The sequence below is a fragment of the Streptomyces sp. NPDC020422 genome (assembly GCF_044386705.1).
Lineage (GTDB): Bacteria > Actinomycetota > Actinomycetes > Streptomycetales > Streptomycetaceae > Streptomyces.
In genome coordinates this window covers 132,769-153,881 of sequence record NZ_JBIRVJ010000016.1, presented here as the reverse complement: position 1 = coordinate 153,881, position 21,113 = coordinate 132,769, and the positions used below count along the sequence as shown (strand labels likewise).

25 protein-coding genes and 1 pseudogene are annotated in these 21,113 nt (G+C 67.6%); 13 read left to right on the top strand and 13 right to left on the bottom strand.

Annotation, left to right across the window (positions count from 1 at the left end):
- Window positions 1-444 precede the first annotated feature (444 nt).
- Both ACH414_RS33300 and ACH414_RS33295 read left to right on the top strand, forming a co-directional pair.
- Window positions 445-690: an alpha/beta fold hydrolase gene (locus ACH414_RS33300; RefSeq protein WP_398944765.1), complete on the top strand. Its 246-nt coding sequence runs from the start codon at window positions 445-447 to the stop codon at window positions 688-690.
- Between the two features lie 14 nt (window positions 691-704).
- Window positions 705-1,229 carry an alpha/beta fold hydrolase gene (locus tag ACH414_RS33295; protein WP_398944764.1) on the top strand — a complete coding sequence of 175 codons (525 nt, stop codon included), beginning with the start codon at window positions 705-707 and terminating at the stop codon, window positions 1,227-1,229.
- A 164-nt stretch (window positions 1,230-1,393) separates the two neighbouring features.
- Here ACH414_RS33295 and ACH414_RS33290 read toward each other — a convergent pair whose 3' ends face one another.
- From ACH414_RS33290 to ACH414_RS33275, 4 genes are all read right to left on the bottom strand, one after another.
- Complete coding sequence (locus tag ACH414_RS33290; RefSeq protein WP_398944763.1) at window positions 1,394-1,609, bottom strand: hypothetical protein; 216 nt, start codon at window positions 1,607-1,609, stop codon at window positions 1,394-1,396.
- A 577-nt stretch (window positions 1,610-2,186) separates the two neighbouring features.
- A complete protein-coding gene (locus tag ACH414_RS33285) occupies window positions 2,187-2,558 on the bottom strand; it encodes an ankyrin repeat domain-containing protein (protein WP_398944762.1) in 372 nt (123 codons plus the stop codon).
- Window positions 2,559-3,517: 959 nt separating this feature from the next.
- Complete coding sequence (locus ACH414_RS33280; RefSeq protein ID WP_398944760.1) at window positions 3,518-4,636, bottom strand: VanZ family protein; 1,119 nt, start codon at window positions 4,634-4,636, stop codon at window positions 3,518-3,520.
- A 93-nt stretch (window positions 4,637-4,729) separates the two neighbouring features.
- Window positions 4,730-4,981, bottom strand: a complete 252-nt coding sequence (locus ACH414_RS33275) for a hypothetical protein (RefSeq protein WP_398944758.1) — start codon at window positions 4,979-4,981, stop codon at window positions 4,730-4,732.
- Between the two features lie 313 nt (window positions 4,982-5,294).
- Here ACH414_RS33275 and ACH414_RS33270 point away from each other — a divergent pair.
- A pseudogene (locus tag ACH414_RS33270) lies at window positions 5,295-5,623 on the top strand (transposase); the annotation flags it as partial.
- Window positions 5,624-5,988: 365 nt separating this feature from the next.
- Here the strand turns inward: ACH414_RS33270 and ACH414_RS33265 are convergent.
- Complete coding sequence (locus ACH414_RS33265; protein ID WP_398944756.1) at window positions 5,989-6,267, bottom strand: hypothetical protein; 279 nt, start codon at window positions 6,265-6,267, stop codon at window positions 5,989-5,991.
- A gap of 402 nt (window positions 6,268-6,669) precedes the next feature.
- On the opposite strand from ACH414_RS33265, the gene ACH414_RS33260 reads away from it, so the two are divergent.
- The 3 genes from ACH414_RS33260 to ACH414_RS33250 all read left to right on the top strand — a co-directional run bounded on the left by ACH414_RS33260 (window position 6,670) and on the right by ACH414_RS33250 (window position 8,911).
- A complete protein-coding gene (locus ACH414_RS33260; RefSeq protein ID WP_398944754.1) occupies window positions 6,670-7,422 on the top strand; it encodes a hypothetical protein in 753 nt (250 codons plus the stop codon).
- Window positions 7,423-7,784: 362 nt separating this feature from the next.
- Window positions 7,785-7,919 carry a hypothetical protein gene (locus ACH414_RS33255; RefSeq protein ID WP_398944752.1) on the top strand — a complete coding sequence of 45 codons (135 nt, stop codon included), beginning with the start codon at window positions 7,785-7,787 and terminating at the stop codon, window positions 7,917-7,919.
- A 317-nt stretch (window positions 7,920-8,236) separates the two neighbouring features.
- A complete protein-coding gene (locus ACH414_RS33250) occupies window positions 8,237-8,911 on the top strand; it encodes a DUF1963 domain-containing protein (RefSeq protein WP_398944750.1) in 675 nt (224 codons plus the stop codon).
- 751 nt (window positions 8,912-9,662) lie between these two features.
- Here ACH414_RS33250 and ACH414_RS33245 read toward each other — a convergent pair.
- A complete protein-coding gene (locus ACH414_RS33245; RefSeq protein ID WP_398944748.1) occupies window positions 9,663-9,872 on the bottom strand; it encodes an SMI1/KNR4 family protein in 210 nt (69 codons plus the stop codon).
- Window positions 9,873-10,165: 293 nt separating this feature from the next.
- Between ACH414_RS33245 and ACH414_RS33240 the strand changes: the two genes are divergently transcribed.
- Window positions 10,166-10,561, top strand: a complete 396-nt coding sequence (locus tag ACH414_RS33240) for a hypothetical protein (RefSeq protein WP_398944747.1) — start codon at window positions 10,166-10,168, stop codon at window positions 10,559-10,561.
- Here ACH414_RS33240 and ACH414_RS33235 read toward each other — a convergent pair.
- Window positions 10,558-11,145 (bottom strand): SMI1/KNR4 family protein, encoded by a 588-nt coding sequence (locus tag ACH414_RS33235; RefSeq protein ID WP_398944745.1) that lies wholly within the window; start codon window positions 11,143-11,145, stop codon window positions 10,558-10,560. The two genes, ACH414_RS33240 and ACH414_RS33235, sit on opposite strands and share 4 nt — an antisense overlap.
- 43 nt (window positions 11,146-11,188) lie before the next feature.
- A complete protein-coding gene (locus tag ACH414_RS33230) occupies window positions 11,189-12,793 on the bottom strand; it encodes an ISL3 family transposase (protein ID WP_398944744.1) in 1,605 nt (534 codons plus the stop codon).
- A 220-nt stretch (window positions 12,794-13,013) separates the two neighbouring features.
- Here ACH414_RS33230 and ACH414_RS33225 point away from each other — a divergent pair, with 220 nt between their 5' ends.
- Window positions 13,014-13,184, top strand: coding sequence for a hypothetical protein (locus ACH414_RS33225; protein WP_398944742.1), 171 nt, complete (start codon window positions 13,014-13,016; stop codon window positions 13,182-13,184).
- A gap of 72 nt (window positions 13,185-13,256) precedes the next feature.
- Here ACH414_RS33225 and ACH414_RS33220 read toward each other — a convergent pair whose 3' ends face one another.
- Window positions 13,257-15,284, bottom strand: a complete 2,028-nt coding sequence (locus ACH414_RS33220; RefSeq protein WP_398944740.1) for a tetratricopeptide repeat protein — start codon at window positions 15,282-15,284, stop codon at window positions 13,257-13,259.
- Between the two features lie 163 nt (window positions 15,285-15,447).
- Here ACH414_RS33220 and ACH414_RS33215 point away from each other — a divergent pair, with 163 nt between their 5' ends.
- Window positions 15,448-15,573: a hypothetical protein gene (locus tag ACH414_RS33215; protein WP_398944738.1), complete on the top strand. Its 126-nt coding sequence runs from the start codon at window positions 15,448-15,450 to the stop codon at window positions 15,571-15,573.
- Window positions 15,574-15,923: 350 nt separating this feature from the next.
- Here ACH414_RS33215 and ACH414_RS33210 read toward each other — a convergent pair whose 3' ends face one another.
- The 3 genes from ACH414_RS33210 to ACH414_RS33200 all read right to left on the bottom strand — a co-directional run bounded on the left by ACH414_RS33210 (window position 15,924) and on the right by ACH414_RS33200 (window position 17,245).
- Window positions 15,924-16,055: a hypothetical protein gene (locus tag ACH414_RS33210; RefSeq protein ID WP_398944736.1), complete on the bottom strand. Its 132-nt coding sequence runs from the start codon at window positions 16,053-16,055 to the stop codon at window positions 15,924-15,926.
- Window positions 16,056-16,144: 89 nt separating this feature from the next.
- Window positions 16,145-16,633, bottom strand: coding sequence for a helix-turn-helix domain-containing protein (locus ACH414_RS33205; protein ID WP_398944735.1), 489 nt, complete (start codon window positions 16,631-16,633; stop codon window positions 16,145-16,147).
- Between the two features lie 276 nt (window positions 16,634-16,909).
- Window positions 16,910-17,245 carry a hypothetical protein gene (locus ACH414_RS33200; RefSeq protein WP_398944733.1) on the bottom strand — a complete coding sequence of 112 codons (336 nt, stop codon included), beginning with the start codon at window positions 17,243-17,245 and terminating at the stop codon, window positions 16,910-16,912.
- A gap of 486 nt (window positions 17,246-17,731) precedes the next feature.
- Here ACH414_RS33200 and ACH414_RS33195 point away from each other — a divergent pair, with 486 nt between their 5' ends.
- The 4 genes from ACH414_RS33195 (at window position 17,732) to ACH414_RS33180 (ending at window position 19,741) form a co-directional block, all read left to right on the top strand.
- Window positions 17,732-18,016, top strand: coding sequence for a hypothetical protein (locus ACH414_RS33195; protein WP_398944732.1), 285 nt, complete (start codon window positions 17,732-17,734; stop codon window positions 18,014-18,016).
- Window positions 18,017-18,288: 272 nt separating this feature from the next.
- Complete coding sequence (locus ACH414_RS33190; RefSeq protein ID WP_398944730.1) at window positions 18,289-18,618, top strand: hypothetical protein; 330 nt, start codon at window positions 18,289-18,291, stop codon at window positions 18,616-18,618.
- Between the two features lie 46 nt (window positions 18,619-18,664).
- A complete protein-coding gene (locus ACH414_RS33185) occupies window positions 18,665-19,426 on the top strand; it encodes a hypothetical protein (RefSeq protein ID WP_398944728.1) in 762 nt (253 codons plus the stop codon).
- 87 nt (window positions 19,427-19,513) lie between these two features.
- Window positions 19,514-19,741, top strand: a complete 228-nt coding sequence (locus tag ACH414_RS33180; protein WP_398944726.1) for a hypothetical protein — start codon at window positions 19,514-19,516, stop codon at window positions 19,739-19,741.
- Between the two features lie 111 nt (window positions 19,742-19,852).
- On the opposite strand, the gene ACH414_RS33175 is transcribed toward ACH414_RS33180, so the two are convergent.
- A complete protein-coding gene (locus ACH414_RS33175) occupies window positions 19,853-21,085 on the bottom strand; it encodes a hypothetical protein (RefSeq protein WP_398944725.1) in 1,233 nt (410 codons plus the stop codon).
- Window positions 21,086-21,113: the final 28 nt, after the last annotated feature.

Below are 21,113 nucleotides of genomic sequence, written 5' to 3'. Positions count from 1 at the left end.
CTGAACCTCGAGTCGGCCCTTTAGGTCTGCAGGGGACCGTTGGGGCGCCGCTGCCGGGAAGGTTCCTTGCGGAGAGCGAGAGCCTGAAGCGCAAAGTCGTCCTCGCCGGCTACCCCGAACTGGATGTCCTTATGGGGCATGTCCGCGCCTTCGGGCGGATGCTCATCCAGTTCCGGGGAGAATGGTTCCCTGTGTGGATCGCGGCGGTTCGGGTCGGTGATCTACCCAGAGTGCACACCTTCATCAACGGCCTCGAACGCGACCTCGCGGCCGTCACCGCCTGCCTCACACTGCCGGGTAGCTCAGGCGTTGTGGAAGGGCATGTCAACCGCATCAAGATGATGAAGCGGCATGTGTGCGGACGCGTCGGCTTCAGGCTCCTGCGTAAGCGAGTACGGCTCGCTTCGTGACTTTGGACCATGGGATCCCCGCATACTGGCGGCCATGATGTCGACGATCGTGCCCGAGCCGGTGCGCGCGTGCTTGTCGGTTGGAGGTCGTCGGCTGTCGTTCCTGGATTTCGGTGGTTCGGGTCGTCCTTTGCTTGCTCTGCATGGGCACTTTGGGGAGGGCCGTACTTTCGCGGACCTGGCCCGGGGGCTGGGGGACTCCTGGCGGATCGTCGCGCTCGATCGGCGTGGGCATGGCTTCTCCGGCAGGTCTCCTGATTTTCCCGTGCCGGTTATGTAGAGGATGCTGCGGCGGTGCTGCAATATCTGGGGTTGTGTCGGGTGACCGTTCTCGGCCACTCCCTGGGTGGTGTCAACGCCTGCCAGCTCGCGGCCTGGTTGCCCGGGCTTGTGGACGCACTCGTCGTCGAGGACATCGGTGCCGTGGTCGATGGCGATGTGTCTTTCAGCCTGGCCTGGCCGCACCGGGCACTGACCCGGGCCGGACTGTTGGAAGGACTGGGCACCTCGGCGCGATACCTCTTAGGCGCGGTCCGTGAGTATCCCGATGGGTGGGGCCTTGCCTTCGACCCGAAGGACATGAATGCCTCGCAGCGGGAGCTCAACGGGGATCACTGGAACGACTGGATCTCCAGCGACTGCCCGGCCTTGCTTGTCCGCGGCAGCCGGAGCGCGGTGCTCGGCGCGGAGCACGCGAGGGACATGGTGACGCGGCGCCCTCGTACCGAGCTCGTGGAGCTTCCCGCCGGACACACCGTCCACGAGACCGTCCCAGACGAGTTCGCCGCGGCTGTCGACGAGTTCCTCGGTTCGCTGTGAGCCTGCCGATAAGGCCTTCAGCCGGTAACTCACCGTTACGGAACGCGGCTGACCAGCAGGTCCGGCTTCGACCCATTTCGGTGCGTCGGCTCGATGCTTACAGGGCCTTGTCGGTGCCGCTGGCCTGCTGTCAGGCGAACGGCACCGACCTCACTCAATCGAGTTCAGGAGCGGGCGAGGGTCCAGTCCGTGAGGCGGTCCACGATGTCGAGAACCGACCTGCGTGCCCCGGCGGAGATGAACGCGAAGACGACGAACGAGGGGATGAGCGCCACGATCACGACCAGCGCGGGCAGCAGACGGACCACGATGGTGCAGAAGTCCAGCACGGCGCGGAGGGTCCGGGTGGGAGACAGAAGGTCGATCAAACGGTCCAGCAAGGTGCACTCCTCGGATACGCGAGCGGGGTCACCTGGTCTCCGGCTGAGGGCATACGTCTCCCTCAGGCGGTGCCTTGTCAGGGCAACCAAGTCAATGAAGAACCCCGCTGGCCCGCGTTTCACGAGTCAGCGGCAGGTTCGAAACCTGCCACGCATCCTGTCTCCCTGCATATCGACCTACGGCACCGGACAGCAGTCCGGCGGGTGGCTGAATTTACTGACTGCCACACTGTCACTCAAGGGCGAATTTTCGCCACTGTCCTAGAAGCGCTCGAAGCAACTGCCTGAGCTTGGACGCATGATGCGGTGAGTGTTGCTGGTGTTCCGGCCCATGTCGGGCGGTACCTCACCACCGCGCTTACCACGGCTGCTCCTCGCTCGCGCGGGATGGTCCCGGAGAGGACCTCGACCTGCTCTGCGGCGCCTGCCTCCCGCCCACGTGGGGATGGCCTTCCTGGTGCTCCGCTGGAAGGCGCCCGTGGCCGACTGCTCTCTGCCTGTGCGGGGGTGGCCCCGACGCTGAGTCGGCCCTGGATACCCGGCCTTGCTGTTCTCTTCGAATGAAAGGGGATGGTCCTCAAGGCCGGCGGTCAGATGGTGTCTGGTTGTGTGACTCGGCCGTGGTGGGGGTGAAGCGGTTGAGGAGTCGGATGGCCATGTTGTGGTTGTAGGAGTGGGCCAGGTCGTGGGCGGTGGTGCCGTTGATGGTTGTGGTGGGGGCGGCGCCGTAGGCGAGGACGATCGCGGTGAGCGCGCTGTCGACTGGTTGACCGGACTGGACAGCCGCGTCTGCCTCCAGGTCGATGGCGTGCATCAGAAGGGTGATCCCGCAGCAGACCTCGTTCACGTCGGCTCCCTCGTCGAGGAGGCGGGTGAGGGTGGCGTGGTCGCTGGACTCCACCGCTTGGTGGGCTGGTGTCCAGGGGCTCTTGATCTCGATGACGCTCACGAAGGCATCCTGCCTGACTGTTAGGAGTCGTGATCGGACGGCCCGCGCCCTTTTGAGGCTCTGCTCCGTGCGTACGTGAGGCTTCCGTCTTCATGTGCGTGCCGATCGGCTCGGCGAATTGCTCCCTGCCTGCGAGCCCGGGGGAGCCTGGGGGGCGGCGGCGCGTGAACATCGGCCGGGGATGGGGTCGGGTCCGTATTCGGGTTGTGGTTGCCAGGGAGGCGCGACTGCTTCCCGTGCGAGCCGGCCGGACATGGCGACCCGTCGGGCATCCTTGCTGCGCTGAGAGGAATGAGCAGTCCGGCCGCGACGCGGATACCGGCGGGCCAGGGCGGGGCCGGGGGATGGGCCCGCTCGGATGGTGGTTGGCCATGGCGGTTGCGGAAGGGCTGTCGAACGGGTTGGCCAAGTAACTGGGGGAGCGGTGCCTCCCGCTAGCCGGGTGGATACCGCGCGATGGCGTCGCGGACCGGGCAGGCAGCTCCTCGTTCCCCTCAGGGCACCGCCGTCGTCGCCAGGAGGCCAGCTCCGGACGGTGTTCGTCGTCGACGGCCGGTCCTGGCAGATCATCGACCTCTGGCTCGGCACCCGCGACGAGGCTGCAGCCCGGTCCCCCCTCGTTCCGCTGCGCTACCCGCCCCAGCCGGGCGTCCGGCGACGGCTAGGTGTGGCGGCCGCCGCTCAGGCGCAACTGTTGGACTCGGGAGTCGGGCGGCTGGAGGAAATGGCTGCGTGTTAGGTGCAAGCATCGCCCTATGGGGACTCGTCGAGCACGGTTCCCGTTATGGCGTTCACGGATCCTGTGACAGGCTGCTTGCCCTGCACGTCGATGCGCCAGGCGGGGATCCAGGTTTCCTTGCTTTCCATCGCCAGGAGCACTGCGGTAACGCGCAGCCTGGGCGCCTTCGCCCCGTCCTGCTTGCGTGCCGTCAGGAGCGCTGTGATGGCCTCCTCTTTCGTTACGCGGGGGAAGCCAGGTGCGGGTCTGGGATATCCGTCATGATGAGCTGGGACACCCGGCCAAGGTGATCGACCTGGACGTCGAGCCTCATGGGCATGAGGACGCCGTTCCGGTCGTGTCGACGCCAACTGGACATCCAGCCGAGTTCAGCGTTCTCGCCGACTTTGGTGGTCTTCGGTTGCGCGTTCCGTAGCCCCCATGCGGCATGGCGAGCGGCGTACTCCCTGGCGATATTTTGCGCCTGCTGCTCGTTGACCGGAGAGGTCTCCACGCCGGGGAGTGGATATCTGCTTGGCTCGCCGGTGCTCGACATAGCGAGGTACGCCTGGAACGTGTTGCGGGCAGGCCAGCGGAGTTCGGCGGACCCACCCCCGGAGAACTCGGCCATGATCGTGCCGGTGCCCTCGGGCCCGGACGCGAAGTCGACACGGCTCACCTCGTAGTGGCCATCGAAAGCCTCGTCCACAGCTGCCCGGATCGCTTCTTCCTGCTCGGTGTCGGCTCGTCCGATGCCGAGGGTGTGGTCCACGGCCTGCGGTTCAATGGCGAGGCCCCAGACGAGGACAAGGCCAGCGACCGCGGACACAGCAGCGTACGCGCTTCGAGCCCGCCAGGGGTGAAGGAATCCAGCCCGGGGCACCTCGAGGGCGGTGACCGCCCACCCGACGAGCGCGCCCGTCACCACGCCCAGGGAGTTCATCAGCACGTCGCTCGTGTCGCAGCCGCGCCCGAGGAAGGTGAGGGCGCCTTGGAGGGTCTCGATTGAGGAGGTCAGCAGTACACCGAACGCTATGGTGCCGACGATCTTTCGGGTCGCGAGTGCGCCCAGCAGTCCGACCGGCAGGAACAGACCGGCGTTGAGGAGACCTTGATCGGTGGTGAACGGCTCGATGAGATCGCGGTTGACGACGCACGTCCGCGGCTGCTGAACGGGAGAGCCGGTCGACCAGAGCGTCAGGCTCACCACGGCAGTCACTGATGCCGCGAACAAGCCCTTGAGGGCACGGCGCTCGCTTCCACGCGGAGACTGCTTGTAGACGACGATGCCAACCGTTGTTGACAGCAAGGTCGCCAGGATGATGAACATCCCATGCCCGTTGAAGACGGCGTACAGCACCTGATCACTCTCTGTGCGGTGAACGAGAACGTGAACGTGAACCGGCGGCGGGCCCGGCGCCGTCGCAGGTTGCGCGAGGCACCGGGTCGCCCATCAGCAGGGATCCGCGGCCGGAGTCTGGTAGGTCGCCCCACCGCTCGTATTGAGGAGCCCGTTGGTCGGAGAGCAGCCGTTGGAGAGGCCGCTCCAGTCGTTGCGGTACGTCATACCGGCGAACATGGACCGGAAACCGGCCCACGTGTTTACTCCGGCCCGGAGGAAGTCGAGCCGAGTGGTGATGGCGCTGCCACCCGACTTGTAGTACTGGACGTCGAGGGAGGTAGCGGGGTTCGATTCATTGATCAAGAGAACGCCGTTGCTCAAGGTTGTGCATTTGAGAGAGAACTGATCTCCTCGGTGGGGGGGCGATGGGATCTTGTTGCCGAGCGAAGCCTTGAGCAAGGGGCGCTGCCCTAGTCCGTCAGAACATGAGCCGAATGTCGTTGCGCCACGTCGGCTCACCTCCGTTCGCGCGGAGCGCACCCCAACGCCCCCATGCCCGACAACCTCCGCCACGGCTCACCTCCGCTCGAGCGGAGGTGAGCCGGCCGCGCTCCTTCAGCTCGTCGAGCGCGCGGGGTGCTCTCCGCGCGAGCGGAGGTGAACCGCACGTCGCCTGACAGGCCCGAATCCTGTCGACCGGGGCAAGTACGGCTCGAAGATCCACTTGATCACCGAGCGGACCGGTCCGCCCCTGTCGGTCGGAATCTCGGCGGCGAACCTGCATGACAGCCCGGCACTGATCCCCCTGGTGAAGGGCATACCGCTGATCCGCTCCCGCCGGGGACCCCGGCGACGCAGACCAGGCAAGCTGCACGCCGACTAGGGCTACGACTCTGCCACCTGCGGCAATGGTTACGCCAACGGGGCATCACCCACCGCATCGCCCGCAAGGGCGTCGAGTCTTCGCAGCGACTTGGCCGACACCGCTGGACCGTCGAACGCACTCCTTGCACCCGAGCCTTCTCCTGGCCGGGGATCGGTGCGACCACTCGGATGAAGTCGCCCAGTTCGAGTGTCGGATAAAGGCTGCACAGCAACTTAAAATCTGTTGGGACGGCCGTGCCCAGCTCAGTCTCCAGCACGCTCCAGTCCACGTTGGCCGGCGTAGGCAGCCGGTGCGCAGCAAGGCCGGGCACGGCCCGTTCCAGATGGGCAACCGCGTCAATCGCTTCGGTCAGTCGGATTCGCGGTGCCTGAGTCGGTCGTCCACCGACTCAGACTCTCAGACCAACCGCGCGTGACGCCTCAAGGTCCCGGGAGCCAAAAGAGACAGCTCTTAGCGCTGGCCTTACGCGGCACGTTGAAGTCCTTCAGGGCGTATCGTCGATGATTCCGAGGCCCTGCGGGAAGTCTTCAAGGAACCCACGGCGAGCGGGGTTGGTCTCGGCGGCTGCCATTTCCCCGAGCAGGGTGATCAGCTCCTGGCGCTGATCACTCGGCAGCGTGCTGACCATGTGTGCGACACCCTCTATGACCCTGACCGCTTCGTCCTGGTCCATCTGCTCATCTTCACTGCTGTCGATGAACCACAGGACATCGACCAAAGCCTCGGCCAAGGCACGGGTCAGGCACGGGTACGCAGACGTCACGACGGTCTCCCATCAGATCAACGGCAGAGTCCGGCCATCCTGCCAGCCACCACCGACATCACTTTCCGTAAGCCTCCAGAGAAAGCGAGCCAGAGCCCGTTCTCGTGGACAAAGCCAACAGACGGGAATTCAGTTCTCCATCCCACGCCTCGGCTCTGACGCTGCCGGCTATGGCGTCGTCGTGTCGAAGAAGGCCATGAAAAACAGCGGGGCATGAAGTCCCCCGACGAGCCGACGCCGTCCTCCTCGCCGTGTACGAGCCCGAGCCGCCGAATCAGCCGTGCCGCTGCGGCCTGCTCAGCCAAGCCGGCCTCGCCTGGCGCTGAATGTCCAGGCCAGAGCACTCGGGCCCGATCGAAACCCGGATGCGAACACCCGTGCGGTTACCCGTAGGATTCCCGCATGCACACGCTTTCTATCGACACCACCTCCCAGGCCTATGCCAACGGCCAGGCGGTGGGGGCGCTCCTTATCACGGCTGTCGTCATGGCGGTCATCTGGTTCGCCACCACGTCATGGCGCAGTGGCCCGGTCCCGAGGAGTGCAGTCGAGGCCGAGCGGGCTGTGCCGTCTGCCCTGCGCCGGCGCAACATCGTCGTCGGCGTACTGCTGGCCGTGGCGGTCGTGGGAGGGGTGCGTGCGCTGAGCTACGAGGGGGAGCCACCCAGCGCTGCCGCCACCCCTGCCGTCCCGGAGCGAACCATCGATGCCGCCTCCAACGTGGGCGCGTACCGGCTGCTCACCGGCGCGGAGGCTGCCGAGTTCGAGGAGATGGCCGCCGGGAAGGACGGTTCAGGCAAGTACTGGTTCTACGAGGGCCCCGGAGAGGGACCGATCGGGGCCGTCCTTCGTGTTAACGCGGTCGAATGGGATACGGAACTGGCCGAGGAGAAGAACTCCGACACCATGTCCCAGGAGATGCGTAACTTCTTCGGCGGGGCGAAGGCAACCGAGGTCACCGCGTTCGAGGCGGGACCGTGGGGTGGGCAGTTGAGCTGCGGTTTTCTCACGCCGCAGGGCGGTGGTCAGCCGATCTTGTGCGCATGGACCGATTCCGGCACGACCGGCAGTGTTGTGCTGATGGACGAGACGAGCCTTCCTGCAGCGAGCAAGATTGCTTTGCAGTTTCGGACCGCGTCGGAGAAGCGAGCCTGACACTCCGCTGCTCTGTGGGCCCCGATCAGACGCCACTGGCGCGGTGGGGGACAGACGGCCACGCGGATCCGTACCCTGTCGCTGACTCCACATGAGCATGCGGATACGGAATCCGAAGCTCACTGCGCGGACTCTCTCGTGAGCTCGATCGCACCCGCTCTGGCCGCGAGGGCGGCCACCCCACCCGCGGTCGCCCGTGTCGCCGTACCCGGGAGCTCCCCATGGCCTCCCCGGACGCGCACGGGCATCGGTCGTTCTTGGGGCCTGCGTGACGACGCCGCAGGCCTGAGCGTGTCCTGTCGGTCACCGGCGCCGGGCTCGAGGCCGTACGCGGTGGCATCTCAAGCGCGGACATCGACGAGTTGCAAGCCACCCTCCCCCGCCTCAAGCAGCGCGAAATCGAACTGACCCGCCAGATCGACGACCAGTGGGCTGAGCTCGACGCCGCCCGCGCGGCGAACCGGGAGCTCACGCGGGCGCTCAACCAGCGAGGCTGAACCCGGCGCCGGCGGCCAGGCTCGCACTCTCGACGGTGGTGGAGTCAGTGGCGTCTGGCAGGGTACGCCTGGTGACTGATCAGGCGATGGATTCGCATGCCCCGGCAAGTGGACGGATACGCCAGACGCCCCCGCGTCCGGTGGACGTGACCGGACTCGTACCGGGCCTGGCGGCGTTGGCTCGGAACACTATCCGTCTTCATCCCAGGCGGGGTACCCCGTCGGCCGGGCAGAGCTCCGTCGGCGGGCCTTTGCTGTGGCCGGCTGATGAGGCGTGGCCGGTGTGTACCCGACCGCACCAAGATTTTGGGATGGGCATGCCGAGCAGCATCCAGGTGCCGATGGTGCCGGTCGTGCAGGCTTTCCGTTCGGATCTGCCGACCGGTGTCGTGTCCTTTCCGCAGGGCAGGGACGTTCTGCAGGTGTTGTGGTGTCCGTTCCATCATGACTTTCCGGCGTCACCGTGGCCTGTGGTTTTCTGGCGTGACTCCGCAGCCGTCGGGGCTGTCCTGCCCACGCCCGCCCCCGATTCCGCGGCTGACGCCTGGCACGTGCCGGCACCGTGTGTCGTTCACCCTGAGCGGGTGGCGGAGTACCCGTCCTTGGATCTGCCGGAGGATCTGGCCGAAGCGTGGCAGGAGGACTTCCACCGGCTGGAGGAGGCAGCCCCGCTGCTGTCGTACGCGGCTCACCTTGCGGAGGCACCGAGCACCAAGCTCGGCGGGTACCCGGACTGGTTCACCGGATCGGGCGAGGCCGACTGCGAGCAATGCGGCCGGCCGATGAGTCATCTGGTGACCGTGGCCAGCTGGGAGTGCGACGGGGCTTCGTGGCGGACCTGGCTGCCCATTGAGGACCGGGACGAAGACGGTGGTCGTGCCATTCCTGTCGACCCGACCGGCCTCGACATCGGCGGCGTCGGCGCCATCTATGTCTTCGAATGTCTGGCCTGCCCGGACCGCCCGTTCACCCACTGGTACGACTCAGACTGACCAAGCGCACTCCCGTACGCGATCAGGCTGCTGCGATCCTGCACTGCCAGTTCGGCCCGTCAAAAAGTGCTGCAGAGAGCCTGCGTGTGCGGCCTGCGCCTCCACCGTCCGGCCCTGCAGAAGAAGTCTGCAGCAAGAGGCGAGGCTACCGCCCCAACGCAGAGCCGGGCATTCTTGTGGACGTCCCGTATTTCCCGGTCGGAAAATCCACGGTCTTCCCCAGGGAAGTCCCGGAGTCCGCACCCCCCGGCCGAAAACTCCGGTCGATCACAGGTCTCGTCCGCTCTCGAACACGGCCAGTTCTTCGGGCGCGCCGTCGAACGCGGGCCCGCAGTCGGGCGGCAGTCGCTCCCACGACCATCGCGATTGCCTCCTGCCGTATCAGCCGCCCAACCTTCTGAGTCCGCGAAGGTCCCTCGACGTAGTACGGCCCGGCGTTGCCCGGGCCCGCTGTTGTGGGGCCGACGTAGGGAACGTGCCATGTCCAACGCTGTTCAGTGCAGCGCTTGAAGTACACCTGACTGAGAACGACGGTGTCGGTCGGCCGTACGAGCTCAGGATCGTGGACTGCGGGAGCCTGTCCTTCGGCTGGGACATCGGCGGTACGGAGGAGCACCCGACGGTCTTCACCTGGATCGGTGAGCCGGATTCGGGTGAGCGGTACATCCTTACGCGGCAGCGGTAAGCCATGCGGTGCTGAGGTCTCGGGCCTGCCGGGGTGCATGTGCTTTGGAGTTACGCTTGTGCTGCGTTATCGGAGGCGGTGCCTACCGGGATGGAACTCGCCGGCCTCATTGACTTCGACGAGCTCCGCGATGGCATGGATCATGAGGAAGTCGTCCGCAGGAAGAACGAACTGGCTCATGCTCCCTTCCGTGGCCAGGAAGTGTCGATAGTCAGCGGGGAATCGGACTCCGAAGTGGCGCTCGGCCTGCACGATCTCGTCGTCGTTCGCACTCATGGGCCCGTTCTATCAAGGCCCGGGGCGGCCCTGGTGTCGACGCATGGGGGAAGAGGTCGCCCTGAAGCGAGGTCGTCCAGGGAAGCAGTCCGCCTGGTGAGGGATACGGGTACGACGGAACGGTGAGGTCTGCTTCCTCGCAGCACTCGGCGACGATCTCCAGATCGCCGCGAACGCCTTGCACCCAAGCCTCCTCCTGGCGGTGTTGTGTGAACTCTTGCTGAGCCGCTGAGCCGCTGAGCACCGGCGGCCCTTCTGACACCGCCTCCGCCAGCGAGAAGAAGGAGATCGTGATGGGTTGGCAGCGCGATGAGTTCGAGACGCACGTGGGCGAGGTCGGGGTGCTGCTGGCGGACGGCACCGAGTCGGGCCCGGTCTACTTCGACCTGGTGAGCGGCTCTTACTTCCACGAGTCGACCGACTGGTGGGCGTACGACGGCTCCCTGCGTCGCCCGACCGCGACGACGATGCGCGGCCGGTGCGCGTGCGGATGGCGCGGCGCCCGCACGTTCCCCCTCGACTGGCAGCAGGTCGATCGCCACGACCGAGACGCCTACGACACCTCCGGCCCCCTCAAAGAGTGGGAGGAGCACCTGGACGACGTCGCCGCCCGCACGCTTCCCCTGCCTGGCTTTGTTCACGAGAATGGGTTCTGGCTCAACTTTCGTGCAGCCGCTACGGAGAGTTAGATCTTCGGGGCCATGCGATGGCGGTCTGGATGAGCATGAAGGCGAGGTGACGTGAGTTCCAGGGCTCGGTTGTCGCGCCCGGCGCTCATGTGATTGAGCCAGCGTTCGTACCAGTCGAGGAAGTCGGTGGCGGAGGAGACGTTGGGGCCCCAGTACCCGTCGCTGTTACCGATGAGGACGCGGCCGGTGAGGGGTCCAGTTACCGCGATGACGCACACGTCAGTGCAGCCCATCTCGATGATGTGGAGGAAGAGGTCGCGTTCGTGTGCCCCGGGTTCTGCGCCATCGAAGCCGCGAGGTGTTCCCGGTTCTCCGCGCGGATTCATGACCAGCAGGGAACAGTGCTCCAGCGGCATAAGGCCGTAGAACGGTGCCGCCCCTGAGCCACCGATGTGCGTGAGGAACTGCCGGTAGGCACTGGGCAGGACGATGTCGTGTTCGGCCTCAAATGCAGCCACGCGCGCTTCCGCCACCTTTGGACCGAGGCGGAACTTGTGCTGCTCTTCCCCAAAGGAATGGCTGCGCAGTGGTTGGAACGGGATCGCGGCCAGCTTGCGGCGCAGGCGGGGTATGCGGGGATCCATGGTGCATCTTCTCTCGTCTCCGTCACCTTATGGGTGGCTGTCGTCAGCTGGCCAGAAGAACTCGCTTCCGCAGTAGAGCGAAGCCGGCCCGGCCGAACATCTGGCGCTTGAGCATCTTGATCCGGTTGACATGACCTTCGACGACGCCGGAGTTCCAGGGGAGGGTGAGGCCAGCTGTAACGGCGTCCCGGTCGCGGTCGATGCCGGCGGCGAGGGTGTGGAGGCTGGGCAGGTCGTCCTGGCGGACGGCGTCGAGCCATTCCGGGAGCCGCTGGCCCTGGCGCTCGGTGAGCATGACGGCGAAGGAGCGGACGTGCCGGGTCAGGGCGTCGAGTTCGGGGCACTGGGCCAGGACGGTCTTGAGCTGGAGTTGTTCGGCCTCGGACAGTGCCGTGGGGCGCCGGAGGATCCAGCCGGCGACGGTGCGGGGCGACGGCGGCTGCGCGGTCACCGGCCGGGGCGAGGTCCGTTTCTGTCGTAGGTAGGCGCTGACGCGCTGGTAGCTGCCCTTGTAGCCGAGCGGGACGATCTCCTCCCAGAGCTTCCAGGCGTTGGTGCAGCCGTCGTTCCAGCGGTCGTCCAGGTAGGGCTTGTACTCGTCCAGGACGGACGGGCGGCCCTGCCACTGGCCCCGAAAGATCTCCTCCGGGTTCGCGGCGTCGGCCAGGGCCTTGACCGTGCGCCAGGTCATGCCGAGCTGCCGCTGGACGGCGCGCCGGCTGTGCCCCGCGGCCAGCAGCGCGTGCACCTCGGCGTGCCGGGCCCGGGTCCGGTCGGCGAACCGGTGGCCTGTCGGCCAGGGCTGGTCCGCGTTCTCCTCCCGGTCGGCGGACTCGACGGTTACGGCCTGGCTGGCCAACGGAGTTGTGGCATTCAGGCACTGTCGGTGGCGGGTGACGGCGCGCTCGGCCGCTTCGCTGAGGTTGTGCCACAGGTGCCAGCGGTCCGCGACCTGGACGGCCTGCGGCGCCCCGGCGGTGGCGCCCTCGGCGAAAAACGGCGCGCGGTCGCGGCAGACGATCTCGATGCCCGGCCGCTCGGCCAGCCAGGCCGCCAGGCTCGAAGCCTCCCGGTCGGGCAGCAGGTCTACCGGCCGGCGGGTCTCGGCGTCGACCAGTACCGTCCCGTAGGCGCGTCCCTTGCGCGTCGCGTACTCGTCGACGCCCACCACTCGCGGGGCCGGCGCCTGCGGATCGGGATGCTCCTCGACCAGCCGCAGCACCGTGCTCCGGCTCACCGACACCCCGAACACTTCGGCCAGCCGGGCACCGGCCCGTCCGGCCAGCGCCAGGCCGACCGAGGCGAGCGTGGCCCGCAACTGCTCGGTCCACCGGCCGTGGCGCCGCGTCAGCCCTTTGATCTGCTCGACGAAGGTCCGCCGCGCGCACGATGAGTTGCGGCACACGAAGCGCCGCACCCGCAGGCTCAGCCGGACCCGTCGCCCTCCGATCGGACCGTCGACGGGAAACCGCAGGTAGGAGCTGTGCACCCGGGTCGACCATCTCCCGCACCCCGGGCAGCTGTGCCCCGCGGTCAAGGACTTGACCCTCACGTTCACCGACTCGATGTCCACGTCGACCGACAGCACCGCGATGTCCGCGACCGACGGAAACAGCAGCCCCTCCAGCCGGGGCACCAGATCGTCCACGGTCCCGCACTGTCAGCCACCACGAACCGGCCGCGGGCGAATTCCGGGCAACTTCCCGACGCCTACCGCACCGCCGCATCGTCACTCACCGTGTGCAGACCACGGAAGTTGAGCCAGAACCCATTCTTGTGAACAAAGCCACCTGCCCGACGACGTCACCGGCCTGCTGCGCCTGCTGCGTGAGCGCCTGGACGAGCTTGTCGACGACGAGCCGCTCGTCGTGCTGAAGGCGGCCGGGAAGCTGGAGGCGCTCGTCGCCGACTACGGCCCGCTCGCCGCCCGGTACATCGCCGGCGACAGCATCCCCCTGCCCCGCGTCGCCGAGGCCCTCGGCACGACCGAGAAGGCTGCCAGCTCCCGCCTGACGCACTACGAGTACCTCAACCGCTGAACGCAGGCAGCCGATGCGCCCACCTGCCCGTACCGCATGCCGGTCGGCGGCCGTTCGCCGGTGGGTGTGAGTTCAGGGAGTGTGCTGTTCGCCGTGCGGGGTGGCTGCCTGGGTGGCCCAGTTCTCGTACGCGCGTTGGCTGAGCAGGGTGTCGGGGTGGTCGGTCCCAAGGACGCGGGCTCGTGCGGTGGCGATGTCGACGAGCAGGTCGCGTGCCCCGGCCAGGTCTCCGGCGTTTCCGGTGTAGACCGCGTGGTCGTGACGGCTGGTCAGGGTGTCTGGGTGGTCGTAGCCGAGGTTGCGGATGTGGGCGGCGACGATGTCGACGAGCAGGTCGCGTGCCCCGGCGGGATCTCCGGCGTTTCCGGTGAAGATCGCGTGGTTACGGCGGCTGTCCAGGGTGTCCTTGTGGTCGTAGCCGAGGTCGCGGGCGCGGGCGCTGATGATGTCGCCGAGCAGGTAGCGCGCGCCGGTGGGGTCCCCCGTGGCGCCGGTGAAGACCGCGTGGTTGTGGCGGCATCCCAGCGTCTCGGGATGGTCGTAGCCGAGATCCCGGGCTCGGACGGCGACTATGTCGACGAGCAGGTCGCGTGCGCCAGCGGGGTCCCCCGCGGTTCCGGTGAAGACGGCGTGGACGTGACGGCTGAGTACGGTGTCCTTGTGGTCGTAGCCGAGGACGCGGGTGCGGTCGGTGATGATGCCGGAGAGCAGAGCGAGCGCCCCTGCCACCTCCCCCGCGAATGCCGTGCACCAGGCGTGGGTGTGGCGGCTGGCGAGGGTGTCGGGATGGTCCGCTCCGAGGACGCGTGTCTGGTCGGCCGTGAGGAGGGCGTACAGATCCCGTGCCGCAGCCGGGGCACCCACCGCGGTCCAGTACGCCTCCTCGCTGCGGCTGCGGAGAGTGGTCTCGTGGTCGGCTCCGAGGTACACGGCCGAGACCTCCGCCAGGGCGCCGTACAGCCTCGCGGCCTCGAGAGCGTCACCGCCCGCGGCGGCCGCGTCGGCTTCCTCCGACAGGAGTTGTGAGAGCAGGCCGAACAGCCGCATGGCGTCGGTGATGTCTCCCCGCGCGGCCGCGGCGTCAGCTTCTTCCCGTAGCCGACTGGCGGATTTGTTTGCCGTGTCCGGGCTGGTGGGGGAGTTGTCCGGCGTTGTCGGCAGCACTACGCCGGTGAGGACGCTGTCGCTGGTGAGCTCGGTGCTGATCCGGTCGATGGTGTCGGCGTCCTCGTCGTTGACCGCTGTCGCGCGGGCGAGCGCCGTGTCGATGTCGTCGGCCGCGGCATCGGCATCACGGTCCGGGCTGACCGGGGCAGGCCCGCCGAGTGCCGGGAGGCTGTCATGAGGAGAGGGCCCGTCACCACGGAGCCGGTCGAGATCGTCGGTGAGGGCTGTGATCTCCTGGCGGAGCTGGTCGGCGAGTTCCTCGGCCTGGCGCTGCTTCTCCTTCGCGCGGGCGAGCTCCGACCTCGCCCGCTTCCTTTGCTCCTCGGCCCGGCCGATCCGTTTCCTCGCGGCCTCCAGCTCGCCGTCGGCGGTCTGGGCAGCCAGCCGGTCGCGCTCCACGGTCAGGTCGCGTACTCGGTCGTCCAGGGTGTTCACCATGCCCAGCAGCACCAGGATCAGACGGGTCGACTTCTCGGCCGCCTCCTGGAGCTCGTTCACCTGCTCCAGCGCCCGTGTCAGCCGCTCGTACACCTGAATCTGCTCGGCCTGCGTCTGCGCCGCGCTCACGGCGGTGGTCTGCTCAGCGCTCACGGCGGTGGTCTGCTCCGTCGTGCGCGCGGGCGACGTGGCCGGGCGGCGCGGCGGATACAGGGCGTCCTGTAAGAGGCGCAGCGCATCGGCCGTGCGGCGTTCGCGCAGCAGCGGCGGCACGGTCACCTCGATGAGCCGGACGACGAACGCACGCGGCGGGATCTTCCCGCTCAGCAGCGTGCTGAGCTGGCTCGTGGAATAGCCGACCTCCCCCGACAACACCGCGAGGGTCTTGCCCGACTCATCGATCCGGGCCCGCAGAAACTGCGCCAGCAGCCCGGCCTCCGTATTGGCGGGACGAACCTCCGCCCACTGCCGTCCGCGCTTCTTCGGCTTCCCCACCACACCCCCCCGGTCGTCGCTGTCCTTGTCCGGCCCGTACTGGACAAGACCGCGTGCATCCGGAACTTACCTGCGATGTTCGGTCCTGGGGGTCCGTACAAATCAACTCTCCGCCATGGTCTGCCCACAGCCACCACCCACCCACCACGAAACGGGGCAGACCATGAACGACACCCTCTCCCTCGCCGCCGACATCCTCACGATCCTCGGCACCCTCCTGACCACCACCCTCGAACTGCACCGCGCCCGCCGCGCCGCCCGCCAGGACAACGAGCCCCCGCAGAAGTAACACCCACCAAGCCCCGCCCGCCTGCCCGCGCGGCGCGGCGCCCAGCCCCAGCGGCCGGAGCGCCCGCCGCCGCGGCAGGCCCACCGGCGCTCACACCCGAGCAAAGGAGACCCCGTGACCACGGCCGCGCTGCCCGCCTTCCTGCTCCCGGCGCACGCTCCCGCATACCTGGCGTGGCGAGCGGGACCGCCGCCGGCTCCACACACTCGAAGAGCTGTCAGGTGTCCAGGGCACATTGAAGGGGTTGCGCGGGCAACCACCCCCTCTGCCACCGTGCGGACCGCCGCATCACCCGGCCGGCATCCACACCTCACCCTGGGGGACTCATGTCCACGACCACCCTGCTCGTCCTACTGCTCCTGGTCGCCGTCGGCCTGCTGGTGGTGTCCGTCCCGGCCTACCTGCTGTGGCGTCACCCGGGCCTGCGCGCCCCACAACTGCGCGAAGTCGTCCGGTCGGGCACCTTCGATCACGTAGGCCATAGCGAATCTTCGTCGATCAGGGTTCCAGACCAGGTGGCCCCGGGTCGGCGTATCACCGACCCGGGGCCACCTTGTTCTGACGACCGGGCTCAGGCCCCGGCGTGATGCCGCCGTCGCCATGCACGCAGCAGGACCGCGGCCGGGCCAATCGTGAGGAACGCTCCGGCCGCCGTAGCGACGACCCGCGTCGAGTTCTCCGCCGCCTGCCGCAGCTCGCCCTCCTGCTCCAGAGCCCGGGTCAGACGCTCGTAGACCTGGATCTGCTCTGCCTGTACCTGCGCCAACGCGATGGCGGAGGCCTGCGCCGGCGCGGTGGGCTTGGCCGGATTGCGGGGCGGATGCTCGGCATCTCGCAAAAGCCCGAGGGCCTCGACCTCCCGGCGCTCGCGCAGCAGCGGCGGCACGGTAGCCGCGATCAGGCGGACAACGAAGACGCGCGGCGGGATCCGCCCGCTGAGGTAGGTGCTGATCTGGCTGGTGGAGTAGACGACCTCCTTAGACAGGACCGCGAGGGTCTTGCCGGACTCGTCGACACGCAGCCGCAGGAACTCCGCCAGCAACCCGGCATGCGTGTTCACGGGCCGTAACGGTGCCCATCCGCGGCCGCGCTTCTTCGTCTCTGCCACCCGTACAACCCCCGGTCGTCCGCCTGCGCTTGTCCGGCCGTTGTGAACAATGCGCCGGATATCCGGAACCTACCTGCGATGTCCGACCGGCAGGGGCCGTACAAATCAAGTTCCCTCCATGTTCTGCACCACGGCCACCTACCTGGAGCCCGCCCACCTGCTGAAAGGGCAGAACCGTGAACGACACCCTCCGCCCCCCACACTGAGTGGCCCGACGCACCGGCCCACTCAGAAGACGAGGCGTCCCGTCACCCGGGAGAGCCGCGTGAAGTGATCGACGATCACGTCGTAGTGCTGCTGCCAGCGCTCGAGCGCCGCCTGCGGCGGCGGGACATCATCCGCAGCGGCGAGCTGCGCCACGGCGTCCAAGGCATGACCGAGGTGCCGGCACAGCTCATCTGCAAGGCGTGCAGCCTCATCGTGGTTGAGGGGGATGACGTCACTGAGCAGACTCGTCCTTACCGCCCACATGTGGCGGCGCGCACCGTCGACCGACGGGCTGTCGCCGGCATGCGAAGCCCGGTTCTCCGCGAGAGCGATCAGATGGTCGAGCGCGAGCATCACGGTGCTACGGAATGTCGCGTAGCCAGATAAACGGGCATCCCGCACGACACGGCTGTGCTCTGCTGCAGCCCTCTGCCGCTCCAAGCCCAGAGCCGATGCCGCCGACTCCACAGCTGTACGGCCCGTGATCAAAGCACTCGACGTCACGCCAGCCGCGCTCAGCACACCAGCTGAAGCAGCGGCGAGCACCGCAGCAACCCCCGCATCCATAGCCCATCATTGTCCACGTCGCACATCCGCCACCTCAGGTCCCTTACTTGCTCTGACCGAAAGTCATCGCTGCCGCTCACCTGAGCAGCCCCGTGAACGCCACCATGGCGAGCACGGGCTTGCCGTTGCAGCGGGCTGAGGTGTCCTCGATCGTCGACTGCATTACTCGCCCCTCGTGGTTAGGCAGGAACTGTATACGGGTGTGTATGCAGGTTCCGAGACCGGCGGTAGCTCAGCCCCGGTTTCCGGCGTAGTGCCGGGGACCCGACGCCCAGGGTGCAGATACTGCGGGCGATTGCGGCGCAGGCGCCGGAGTGGACCATCACGCACGCTGAGTCCCTGAGAGATCAGGGCCTGGTGGTCACCGGCATGCTGGAGTCCGGTTACACCCCGCTGGAGATCCGGCACGCGCTGGTATCCCAGCGACTGCCCGACCCGCTGCGCACCACGGTCGCCGCGATTGTCTCCCGCCGTCTTCGCGATCTCCCTCGCGAGGGGTCCGGCCAGCGTCATTCCGCGGTGTGGACGATCGCGTTATTCCCCAGGGGTAAGTTCATGTAATTCCCCACCCTCGCGACTGATCGGGCCACCCAAGAGGTGGTTCCGGTGGGTGGCAGAACCAGGCATGTGATCACGCGGCTGAGTCGCGTGGCACTCTTGTCAGCAGACCTGACGGCCACAATGAAAGTTGAGTCGTGCGTTGATCCGTGTCGCGCGCGGAGCCACCGGGTTCTGGGGGGCATGGCGATGACCCGTTGCCGCGGGCGGACGTCGTGGCCCTCAGAACTGCCTGCCACGCTGTGGCCCGATCGATTCGGGGCACGGTCGGCGAAGTGACCCCGGCCGGAACCACGCCGAGCTTCCATACGGCTCTGATCACCACCTCATCCGGTCTGTCTGCGGTCTTGTGCCACGAGGCGCTCCCGGTCGTCGCCTTTGTGGCGAGCCCGCCGCAGGCTGGTGCGCCCTTGCCGGACTTCACACCCCCGCCGGCATGGGCGGCCGCGTTTGAGATGGCCGGCTTCCGACTGCTCGACGTCGATGAACTGAACATGCCGTTGGCCTCGGCTGACACCAGTGAGCTCGCCGAAGTAGAGCTGGAGCAGGTGGGCTACTGGCGCCCCGGCACGGTCGGCGAGCTGATGTTCAACTGGTCGGACTGAACAGGGTCATTTGCCCGGGGGCTTGTCGGTGGGATTCTTGGGGCGCTTGTTCGGGCGGATCGATGAACTTGAGGTGCAAGCCGCCGGGCCGTTGGCGCGGTGGCAGGTGCATTGGTGCGACCCGCGGCGGGGGGTGTCGTGGTATGCGGCCGATCCGGTGCTGGCGGGCCTGCCGATGCTGGCGGAGTGGGCGCACATGCACGGTACGCAGCCGGGGCAGCCGGTGCTGCTGCGGGCCGATGGTTGGTCGGTGCCGGAGGTCAACGGGTTCTTCGCCTCGGCGCGTATGCGTAACGCGAGGGCAGGCATGCGGAGGAAGTACGCCTTCGCGGTAGCCGTCTGGCTGGGGTTCCTTGACGCGGTGGGCCGGGCCTGGCACGACGCCGACGAAGAGGACGTCGCCGGCTTCAAGTTCTGGCGGATGACCGCCGAGGCTAATGTCCGGCGCGTGGCCGGCGGGACGGTGCTGGACGACCTGGTCGCGATCAGCGCGCTCTACCGCTGGGCCGGAGTCCGGTTCGGAGTGAGCGATCCGGTGGCCCGACGGCAGGTTCCCGGCCCTGACCCGGGCACGGTGACGGAATCGTTCGAGGCAGGCCCGCATCTCGTACGCAGCAAGGACGTGAAGTGGCTGGACCCGGCCGGCTACGCCCGCTGGGTCGACGTCGGGCTGCGCGGACTGGACCTGCGCGGTCGGGAGATCGACGGGTGGCGGGGGCGCAACAGCCAGCGCGACTGCGCATTCGTCGACGGGCTCTACGGCACCGGGCTGCGGTTGAGTGAGTGGGCCAGCGTCCTGCGCCTGTAGCTGCCCGCCGACGACGAGACCCGCACCTACTACACCTGTCGGCTGGCGGAGGCATGCGCCAAGGGCGGCCGTGGGCGCCGGTTCTGGATGCCGCGCAGCGTCCTGGCCGACGTCCTGGCCTATGTTCAACACCTGCACGCCCGCGCCATCGACGCCGAAGCCGCCGCCCAGGCCCTGCGGGAGGACAACGACCGGCTTCGCGAGCGTGTCGCCGTCTATGCCCAGGTCATCCACGAACTCCGGACCGAGCTGGACAGGCGCACCGACAGCACCACCCACCGCAGCCCCGTCCGGAGCATGCCCACCAGGGCCTGAAGGGCGAGGCGACATGGCTGTTGAGCGCGTCCTGCGAACGAGTCTTGTAGTCGACCCGTCCTGCCAGCTCCATGCTCAGCTTCAGTCTCTTCCGCCCTCACGCAGGCAGTTTCAGCTCAGGAGAGGATTGCCCCGGAGGTTCGCTTCCCCGCACGGCCAGGGGCCCTCGGCCAGGGACCCCAGCGGTGTACGGAAGACCAGGACCTCGTTGTCCAGGGAGACGACTACAGTGCCTTCGCTCAGCAGTAGCGCACGACCGATAACCGCTCTGCTGTCATCCATGGCGAACAGTTCGTGTCCGGCGAGATTCGTGTCCACAGCGAGCAGCTTGCCGTCTCGCCAGAACACCGCGGTTCCCTCGCAGTCCATCGCAGGGTAGGACGTGTAGTAACCCGCCAGGGGCGGCCCGTCCACAAGGCTGTTGTCCGGTGCGAGCCGCCGGAAGCGTGATCGCGAAGGCAGGCTGTTTTCGAGCTCCGGGCCGCAGACGCCGCCGTTCTTGTCGACGAGCATTGCCCCATGGCTGGCCCAGCGTGCGGTTTCGACACCGTCCCGGCCGAAACGGCCGGTCGTGAAGGCACCGTAACCCTGGGATCCGAGCAGGAACTGGCCAGGACCAGCTATCGCCTTTCGGCCTGCGGGAGCGGGAGCGGTGACCGAGATGGTCGCGCCACTGTCCAGGTCGAGGAAGAACGTCCTTCCGATGCCACCCCGTGTGTCGGTGAAACTGGCTGCGATCCGGTCGGCCGATACGAGCAGTGGCTCCCAGTGATCAATACCGATCTCCTCCGGGACCCAAGGTCTACGCGGCCGGATCTCCCATCCCGTCCGGTCTCCCATCTCCACCACACCCGGGAACGAGACCGCACCGAGCGTAATCGGCGTGGACCAGAGGCACTCCCCCTCTCTCGTGTACCGGGCCACGCGAGGCTCCGGTACAGAGGTGGGTCGGCTTCGTTCCCTACGGACCATGCGGGAGCCGCTGACCCAGGAAATGACGAACCCGTCGTCGAGGAGGACGAATGCGCCGATATCCTCATTGGCGCGGCACTCCGGGCGGGCGGTGGGCCCAGTGGAACCGTCCGGCAGAACACCTTCCAGGAGCTGACCGCCGCGGTCTGGGTAGGCGAGCCACAGCGTGCCGTCCGTGGCCAGACGGGATTGCGGCCTGCCTGTCCCGGGGTAGGTCCGCTGCCACTCCACCTTGCCTGAAAGGTCGACCCTCGTGATGACGGTCGCCAGCGGATTCGGGCCGTAGCCGGTCACGGTCAGTGGCCCAGAGGCGTCGGATGTGGCCACAGCCCGGACCTGGCCCGGCATGGTGAAACGCGATGAGAGGGGCATGCGTCCGCATCTTGCCGCATGTCTCTCC

Coding starts and splice junctions, on each gene's coding strand:
- ACH414_RS33300 (WP_398944765.1), top strand. CDS start 445: ATGATGTCGACGATCGTGCCCGAGCCGGTGCGCGCGTGCTTGTCGGTT.
- ACH414_RS33260 (WP_398944754.1), top strand. CDS start 6,670: ATGCACACGCTTTCTATCGACACCACCTCCCAGGCCTATGCCAACGGC.
- ACH414_RS33250 (WP_398944750.1), top strand. CDS start 8,237: ATGCCGAGCAGCATCCAGGTGCCGATGGTGCCGGTCGTGCAGGCTTTC.
- ACH414_RS33245 (WP_398944748.1), bottom strand. CDS start 9,872: ATGAGTGCGAACGACGACGAGATCGTGCAGGCCGAGCGCCACTTCGGA.
- ACH414_RS33240 (WP_398944747.1), top strand. CDS start 10,166: ATGGGTTGGCAGCGCGATGAGTTCGAGACGCACGTGGGCGAGGTCGGG.
- ACH414_RS33235 (WP_398944745.1), bottom strand. CDS start 11,145: ATGGATCCCCGCATACCCCGCCTGCGCCGCAAGCTGGCCGCGATCCCG.
- ACH414_RS33215 (WP_398944738.1), top strand. CDS start 15,448: ATGAACGACACCCTCTCCCTCGCCGCCGACATCCTCACGATCCTCGGC.
- ACH414_RS33210 (WP_398944736.1), bottom strand. CDS start 16,055: ATGGCCTACGTGATCGAAGGTGCCCGACCGGACGACTTCGCGCAGTTG.
- ACH414_RS33180 (WP_398944726.1), top strand. CDS start 19,514: ATGCCGCGCAGCGTCCTGGCCGACGTCCTGGCCTATGTTCAACACCTG.
- ACH414_RS33175 (WP_398944725.1), bottom strand. CDS start 21,085: ATGCCCCTCTCATCGCGTTTCACCATGCCGGGCCAGGTCCGGGCTGTG.